Consider the following 7931-nt stretch of genomic DNA (forward strand, 5'->3'; position numbering starts at 1 on the left):
AAGGCAGGCCCAGCCCCCTCGGGGGGCAGCGACCCGCGCAGCGGCGGAGCGTGGGGGCAACACCCCTTCAGGGTGGGTTGGACTCGAATGGGGTCAGAACACGTCCCCGGCCCGCTACCAGATATTCGCTGTAGCCAAACAGGCCACGCAACAACCGCAGGAACGCCCAGCCCGCCTGGCCCAGCGCCGTCGCCAGTTCGCGCGACGGGGTGGCCACCTCGCGCCCAAACCGGCTCGGCTGCGCGGCAGCGGACGACTCGGGCTCGGTCCACCAGTCGAACCGCACGGGCCCGGCCTGCTCGGCCTGCCAGGGCTCCATCACGAGGCGCGCGCCTGCTGGCACCGTCAGGCACTGGCCCGCCTCCAGCATCAGGTCTCCCGACTCGTTGCCATGGCCCAGGTGCGGCAGGCCCAGCGTCACCCAGACGCGGCCTTGCGTGATCTGCAACCGGCTGGGCACTTGTGGGCGCAGGGTCATCGCCCGGCGCACATCCAGCCGCCAGCCCCGCGCGCTGATGGGGGCGGCGAGGCGGTCGGACGACACGGCGGGGGAGGCGAAACGGGTGGTCATGAGAGGCTCCTGAAGAAAGGACAAGTAGCTCATCCTGGGAATGAATCTTCGGGCTGCGCCCCCTTGTCGTCCAATGAAAGCGCAGTAAGCTATTGATTCGATAACCGCATCAATGCCAGGAGCCTCCATGCAGCTCACCAGCAGCCACCCCCGCACCCGCCCGATCGCCGCCGGGCACCTGCGCGCCTTCGAGGCGGTGGCCCGCCACCTCAATTTCCGCGCCGCCGCCGAAGAGCTCTCGCTGACGCAGAGCGCGGTCAGCCGGCAGATTCAGGCGCTGGAAGACGAGGTGGGCACGGCGCTCTTCCTGCGACACACGCGCGCGGTCGAGCTCACCAGCGCGGGCTCTCAGCTGCTGCGCGCCTCCAGCATGGCGCTGGAGCGCATCGACGCCGCGGTGCGGCAAATCCGCCAGAGCGCAGGGCGCAAAAGCGTGGCCATCACCACCTGGGCGTCGTTCGCCTCGATGTGGCTGATCCCGCGGCTCGAAGCGTTCCAGCGCGACCACCCCGACATCGACATCCGCATCGATGCCACCGACAACGCGGTGGATCTGGCCACCTCCGATGTGGACCTCGCCCTGCGCTACGCCGTGCCGCAAGCCATGCCGGCCAGCGCGCACCGGCTGTTTGGTGAGCAGCTCACGCCCGTGGCCAGCCCGTGGCTGCTGAAGTCGCACCCGATCCAGAGCATTGAAGACCTCTCGCGCTGCGCGCTCATCGAAGCGGGCGATGCGCACCGCACTCGCCACCTGGAGTGGCTCACCTGGCAGCGCTGGCTCGACACCTTCGGCAGCACCCCGGCCAACGGCAAGCGCACCACCCGCAACGCACCCGCCAAGCTCACGCCGCAGCGCTGGATGTACTTCAACTACGCCAACCAGATCGTGCAGGCCGCGCTCACCGGCCAGGGCGTGGCCCTGGCGCGCCTGCCGCTGGTGGCCGAGAGCCTGGCCAGCGGCGCGCTGGTGGAGCCCCTGCCCCACACCCGCCTGGACTCGCCCCTGGTGTACTGGCTGATCGTGGCGCCTCGCAGCGCCCAACGCCCCGAGGTCAAGGCGTTTTGCGACTGGCTGCTACTGCAGGCCGCGGCCACCCGCGAAGCCATCGGCGATGTGCCGGACCCCGACACCATTGACCAGATGGACTGACACCCACGCGGCCCATGGAACGTCACACCCACACCGCTGCCGGTAACCTGCGCAGCATCGTCTTCATGCTGCTGGCCGTGGGCTTCTTCGCCCTCATGGACGCGGTCCTCAAAACCCTCTCGGCACGCTACCCGGCGCTGCAGATTGCCGCCTTGCGCGGCCTCACCGCCTTGCCGCTGGTGGTGCTTTACATCACCTGGCGCGGCGCCTGGCGCACGGTGCTCAAGGTGCGCTGGCCCCTGCACCTGCTGCGGGGCGTGCTCGGCATCGCCATGCTCGCGATGTTCACGATGGGCGTGCGCGAGCTGCCGCTGTCGGCCGCTTACACGCTGTTCTTCATCTCGCCGCTGCTGATCACCGCACTGTCGGTGCCAGTGCTAAAGGAGCGCGTGCCGCCGGCCCACTGGTGGGCCATCGGCATCGGCTTCGTTGGCGTGCTGATTGCGCTGCGGCCCAGTGGCGAAGACCTCACCACCGGCTTCGTCACGCTGGGCGGCCTGGCCACCCTGGGCGCAGCCCTGTGCTACGCGATCACCGCCGTGGCAGGGCGGCTGGTGAGCCGCACCGACAGCAGCGAGAGCATGGTGTTGTCGATGATGGTGCTGGTGGCCATCGGCGCAGGCACACTGGCCTGGCCCGACTGGGTCGCCATCCAGCGCAGCGACGCCTGGCTGCTGCTCGCGCTGGCCATCACCGGCTTTTGCGGCCAGCTCGCCATCACCGAGGCCTTCCGCCATGGCCAGGCATCAGCGGTGGCCCCCTTCGAGTACAGCGCACTGGCCTGGGGACTGGGGCTGGACTGGCTGATCTGGCACACCCTGCCCGAGTCACACACCTGGCTGGGCGCCGCCATCATCATCGGCAGCGGCCTCTACCTCGTGCGCCGCGAAAAACGCATCACCGAAGCCCACGCCAACGCCGAACACCCGTAGCGGAAGCGGTGGAGCGTGGGGGCCAGGGCCAGCCGCCGGGCCGCCCCAAGGCAGGCCCAACCCCCTCGGGGGGGCAGCGACCCGCGCAGCGGTGGAGCGTGGGGGCAATACCCTCCAGGGGCCAGCCGCCGGGCCGCCCCAAGGCCGGCCCAGCCCCCTCGGGGGGCAGCGACCCGCGCAGCGGCGGAGCGTGGGGGCCCTACCTTTCAGGCCACATCACGCCGGTGTCGCTCAGGATCGCGTCCAGCGGCACGTCGTGGACCTCGGGCTTGAGGTCGGGCAGGTAGCCAAAGTCGTAACCCAGCCCTACCGTGAACGGCTTGGGACTGAGGCTGGCGAGGGTTCGGTCGTAGAAACCGCCGCCGTAGCCGAGCCGGAAACCACCCGGGCCATAGCCCACGCAGGGCACGAAGATCAGGGTTGGTTCAACGATCTCGGTGTCTTTGGGCTTCGGAATGCCGTAGGCGTCTTCCTCCATCGGGCAACCGGGGTACCAGGTGTAGAAGGTCAGGGTCTTGTCGATCTTGTTGACCACAGGCAGGCCGATGCGCCGATGCCGCTGGGCACCCTGCGCGTCCTCTTCGAGCCCCGCTTCCTGCCAGCGAAAGAGCGCGGGCAGCGGATCGAACTCGCCCTTGATCGGCCAGTACGCGCCGATCACGGCGTCGGGCCGGTCGATCAGCCACACGCGCATCACACGCTGCAGCAGGTCGTTGCGCCAGGCGCGGTCGGCCAGTCCCTGTCGTTTTTCAATCAGCGATTTTCGCCATTCGACCTTGAGCGCTGCCGCCGATCCGTCGGCGTGCGCAGCGTGGGGTTTGTGGGGGCTCTGACCGTCTTTGTTGTCCATAATCGATACATGAAACTGGTTGATGAGAAACGGGAAAGCGCGCAGCGAATCGGTCGTCACCTGCGGGGGCTCGGTCTGCGGGTCATTATGGCGGGGCTGGTGCTGCCGGGTTCGTTGTTTGCACAAGGCGCCGGTGGCGACGCCGCGCTGCTCGACATGCGATCAGCGTTCAGCCGTGGCAACAACTTCCAGCTGGCCAACCTGCTGCCCAGCGTGCGCGGCCACGCGCTGGAGCCGCTGGCCCAGTACTGGGAAGCCCGTGCGCGGCTGGACATCGCCAGCCCCACCGACATTCGCGCCGCACTCGACCGCATGGCGGGCAGCTACTGGGAAGACCGCCTGCGCAACGACTGGTTGCTGCAACTGGGCAAGGCGCGTGACTGGAGCAATTTCGACGCCGAACTGCCACGCTACCGGATGAACGACGACCGGCAAGTGCGCTGCTACGCGCTCCTGCGCGATGTGGCCACCGGCCGCACGTCCGGCGAAGTGGCCGCCCCGCTGGTACAGGCCAACTGGCACGCCCAGCGCGACGCCGACGACGGCTGTGCGTCCGCCGCCAAAGCCCTGCTGGACACGCGCCACCTCAAGCCGCAGGCGGTGTGGCAGCGCGCACGCCTGGCCATGGATCTCAACCGGCCGCGCGTGGCCACGCAAGCCGTGGCCATGATCGATCCTGACCTGACCGCCACCGTGGAGAGCATCGCCAACGACCCGGCGAAGTACCTCGACGAAAAGCTCACCGCCATCCGGCCCCGCACCAAGGAACTGGTCACGCTCGCCATCGTGCGCCTGGCCGCCAACGACCCGGCGGCTGCGGCGCTCGAAATGGACCGCACGCGCTGGAAAGCCCAGCTCACCAAGGAAGAGCGCAGCTGGATCTGGGGCGTGATCGGCAAACGCACCGCACAGAAACTGCAACCCGAAGCGCTGACCCACTTCGCCAACGGCGAAGACAGCTTCATGCACGACGAGCACCTGGCCTGGAAGGCCCGCGCCGGCATGCGCGCGGGTGAGTGGGTGGCCGTGCGCGAAGCGATCGACGCCATGAGCGAGTCGCAGCAGAAGGAGCCCACCTGGCTGTACTGGAAAGCGCGCGCGATCCAGACGCTCAAGCAGCCCGACGCGGTGGCCGCGACGGCGCAGGCGCGCGATCTCTTCGAGCGCATCGCCTCCAGCCGCGACTTCTACGAACAGCTTGCGCTCGAAGAACTCGGTCGCCCCATCACCGTGCCGCCGGCACCCGCTGCGCTCACCGCCGAAGAGGTCAATGCCGCGCAGTCCAACCCGGGCCTGCGCCGCGCCCTGATCGCCATCCGCCTGGGCCTGCGCAGCGAAGGCGTGCGCGAATGGAACTACACCGTGGGCCTGCACAACCCGGGTGGCATGGGCGAACGCGAGCTGCTGGCCGCCGCTGCGCTGGCCTGCCAGCACGAGCTGTGGGACCGCTGCATCAACACCAGCCTGCGCACCTCGGACACCCTGGACCACACCCAGCGCTTCCCCACGCCCCACCGCGCCCAGGTGGTGAGCCGTGCGAACGAGATCGGCCTCGACCCGGCCTATGTGTACGGCCTGATCCGGCAGGAGAGCCGCTTCATCACCGACGCGCGCTCGGGGGTGGGTGCCTCGGGTCTCATGCAGGTGATGCCGGCCACCGCGCGCTGGACCGCGCGCAAGATCGGCCTGACCGACTTCAAGCCCTCCCAGATCACCGAGCGCGACACCAACATCCAGATCGGCACCGCCTACCTCAAATTTGCGCTGGATGACTTCCAGGGCTCGCTGCCGCTGGCCGCCGCCGCGTACAACGCGGGCCCGGGCCGCTCGCGCCAATGGCGCAACGGCCCCGTGCTGCCGGGCGAAGTCTGGGCCGAAAACATCCCGTTCGAGGAAACGCGCGACTACGTCAAGCGCGTGCTGGCCAACACCACCAACTACGCGGCCCTCATCACAGGCCAGCCCCAGTCGCTGCGAGCGAGGCTGGGCACCGTGGGTCCGCGGCCCAACGGGGCGCCCACGATCAACCCCGACCTGCCCTGACGACAGCCACACACGGCACATCGCCTCATGAACAACGTTCTCCTCCTGGGCGGCACCGGCTTCATTGGCCGACATGTCTGCGAAAAACTGCACCGGCAAGGCTGGCACATCACCGTGCCCACGCGGCGCGCCCGCAACGCCGCCAGCGTGCAGCACCTCCCCCGCGTGACCGTGATCGAAGCCGACGTGCACGATCCGGCGCAACTGTTGGGCCTGCTGCACGGGCAGGACGCGGTGGTCAACCTCGTGGCCATCCTGCATGGCACCGAAGACGCCTTTGAACGCGCGCATGTCGAGCTGCCGCTGGCGCTGGCCGAGGCGTGTGCGGCCGAAGGCGTGCGCCGCATGGTGCATGTCAGCGCCCTCGGCGTGAGCCTGGACGGCCCCTCGCGTTACCAGCGCAGCAAGGCGCGCGGTGAAGAGGTGCTGCGCGGCGCCGGCCTGGACCTCACCATCCTGCGCCCCAGCGTGGTCTTTGGCAGCGGGGACCGCTTCCTCAACCTGTTTGCGCAACTGCAGGCGGTCTTTCCTGTGGTCCCCCTGGCCAGTGCCGGCGCCCGCTTTCAGCCCGTGTGGGTGGAAGACGTGGCCAGCGCCATTGAAGCCAGCCTGCGCGACAGCGGCCTGCCCATGAGCAGCGTGGGCCAGACCTTCGAGTGCGTGGGGCCCGACGTGCTCACCCTCGCCGAGCTGGTGCGCATCGCCGGTCGTTACGGCAGTCGCCAGCGCCCCGTATGGCCCTTGCCCGCAGCACTGGGCCAACTGCAGGCCCGCGTCATGGAACTCATGCCGGGCGAGCCCCTGATGAGCCGCGACAACCTCGCGGCCATGTCGGTCGACAACGTGGCCACTCAGCAATGGCCGGGCCTTTCGGCCCTGGGGGTCGTGCCAGCCAGCGTGCACAGCGTGGCGCCCACCTACCTGGGGCAACGCGGCGGGCGCAGCCAGTTGCTGGACTACCGGCACGAAGCCGGGCGCTGACACCCCCTTGCAGGCGGTTTTGGGGTACGGGGGTATTTTTTTGGCACACTCAGCACGTCGCCGAAATGAATACCTTTAACCGACACCCAGCACCATGACCACCCCACAGCCCAAAAGCCCGAACCGCCGCCCCGAGGCACACTCACTGCCCTCAACCTACCGCCCGGAACACCAGCGCGATGTGGTCAACCGGCTCAAGCGCATCGAGGGCCAGGTGCGGGGCCTGATCGAGATGGTGGAGGCGGGCCGCGGCTGTGAAGACGTGGCCCAGCAGATGGCCGCCGCGCGCAAGGCCATGGACAAAGCCTTCTACCGCATGATGGCCTGTTCGGTAATGGACGCCGTGACGGAATCGAACTCCGAGATCAACACATTTCGCGAAGTCGAGCGCTCCACGCGCATTCTCGAAAAATACGCCTAAAGCATTCATCTGCGCCGAATCAATCCGGGCGCGTTTTCGCATCAATGGCGGGCCGGCAACGTCCTACCATGGGCCCCTCATTTCTGGAGGGCATTCCCATGGCTTTGAAGCTTTACGTCGGCAACAAGAATTACTCGTCGTGGTCCATGCGGCCCTGGGTGCTCATGAAACAGGCGGGCATTCCATTTGAAGAAGTGATGGTGCGGTTCGACTCCTTCGACCCGGACTCGGTCTTCAAGAAGCAGCTGCGCACCGTCAGCCCCATTGCCAAGGTGCCGGTGCTGGTCGACGATGGCTTCGCCGTGTGGGACACCCTGGCGATTGCCGAGTACCTCGCCGAGCGCTTCCCCGAACACCACCTTTGGCCCCAGGACGTGAAAGCCCGGGCTCGCGCACGCAGCGTGTGCGCCGAAATGCACAGCGGCTTTGGCGCGCTGCGCAACCACTGCCCCATGAACATCGAGGCCTCGCTGCCCGATGTGGGCAGACTGGTCTGGCGCGACAAGCCCGACGTGCGCGCCGACGTGGCGCGCCTGTGCGGCCTCTGGGGCGAGCTGCTCGCAGCGCAGCCGGCCCACAGCCTGCTGTTTGGCGACTTCACGATTGCCGACGCCTACTTTGCGCCGGTCTGCATGCGCCTGAACACCTACCAGCTGCCCCTGCCCGCCGACCTCAGCGCCTACGTGGCGCGCGTGAGTGCACTGCCCGGCGTGAAGGCGTGGGTCGACGATGCGCTGGCCGAGCACGACTTCATCGACTTCGACGAGCCTTACCGACTCGGCCGGTAAAAGAGCCCCCACGCTCCGCCGCTGCGCGGGTCGCTGCCCCCCGAGGGGGCTGGGCCTGCCTTGGGGGCGGCCCGGCGGCTGGCCCGGTCGCGTTGCCCCCACGCTCCGCCGCTGCGCGGGTCGCTGCCCCCCGAGGGGGCTGGGCCTGCCTTGGGGCGGCCCGGCGGCTGGCCCGGTCGCGTTGCCCCCACGCTC

General features: G+C 68.6%; 8 protein-coding genes. 6 read left to right on the plus strand and 2 right to left on the minus strand.

Going from position 1 to position 7931, the window contains the following annotated elements:
- Nucleotides 1-67: 67 nt before the first annotated feature.
- A complete protein-coding gene (locus tag KXJ60_RS15675; RefSeq protein ID WP_291129988.1) occupies nucleotides 68-571 on the minus strand; it encodes a DUF2917 domain-containing protein in 504 nt (167 codons plus the stop codon).
- A 127-nt stretch (nucleotides 572-698) separates the two neighbouring features.
- On the opposite strand from KXJ60_RS15675, the gene KXJ60_RS15680 reads away from it, so the two are divergent.
- Together KXJ60_RS15680 and KXJ60_RS15685 are read left to right on the plus strand one after the other, a co-directional pair.
- Nucleotides 699-1721, plus strand: coding sequence for a LysR substrate-binding domain-containing protein (locus KXJ60_RS15680; protein WP_291129991.1), 1023 nt, complete (start codon nucleotides 699-701; stop codon nucleotides 1719-1721).
- 14 nt (nucleotides 1722-1735) lie between these two features.
- Nucleotides 1736-2653, plus strand: coding sequence for a DMT family transporter (locus KXJ60_RS15685; protein ID WP_291129994.1), 918 nt, complete (start codon nucleotides 1736-1738; stop codon nucleotides 2651-2653).
- A gap of 199 nt (nucleotides 2654-2852) precedes the next feature.
- Here the strand turns inward: KXJ60_RS15685 and KXJ60_RS15690 are convergent, their stop codons facing one another.
- On the minus strand, nucleotides 2853-3503 hold the full coding sequence (locus KXJ60_RS15690; RefSeq protein ID WP_291129997.1) for a 5-formyltetrahydrofolate cyclo-ligase: 651 nt from the start codon (nucleotides 3501-3503) through the stop codon (nucleotides 2853-2855).
- 87 nt (nucleotides 3504-3590) lie between these two features.
- Here KXJ60_RS15690 and KXJ60_RS15695 point away from each other — a divergent pair, with 87 nt between their 5' ends.
- From KXJ60_RS15695 to KXJ60_RS15710, 4 genes are all read left to right on the plus strand, one after another.
- Nucleotides 3591-5546: a lytic transglycosylase domain-containing protein gene (locus tag KXJ60_RS15695; protein WP_291130006.1), complete on the plus strand. Its 1956-nt coding sequence runs from the start codon at nucleotides 3591-3593 to the stop codon at nucleotides 5544-5546.
- 27 nt (nucleotides 5547-5573) lie between these two features.
- The gene (locus tag KXJ60_RS15700; RefSeq protein ID WP_291130000.1) at nucleotides 5574-6527 is read left to right on the plus strand and encodes a complex I NDUFA9 subunit family protein; all 954 of its coding nucleotides are present in this window, start codon (nucleotides 5574-5576) and stop codon (nucleotides 6525-6527) included.
- A gap of 94 nt (nucleotides 6528-6621) precedes the next feature.
- Nucleotides 6622-6948, plus strand: coding sequence for a metal-sensitive transcriptional regulator (locus KXJ60_RS15705; protein WP_291130003.1), 327 nt, complete (start codon nucleotides 6622-6624; stop codon nucleotides 6946-6948).
- 98 nt (nucleotides 6949-7046) lie between these two features.
- Nucleotides 7047-7736, plus strand: coding sequence for a glutathione S-transferase family protein (locus KXJ60_RS15710; RefSeq protein WP_291130004.1), 690 nt, complete (start codon nucleotides 7047-7049; stop codon nucleotides 7734-7736).
- Nucleotides 7737-7931 lie beyond the last annotated feature (195 nt).

Origin of the sequence: Hydrogenophaga sp., from assembly GCF_019264445.1 — a bacterium.
In the GTDB taxonomy this organism is placed as follows: domain Bacteria; phylum Pseudomonadota; class Gammaproteobacteria; order Burkholderiales; family Burkholderiaceae_C; genus Hydrogenophaga.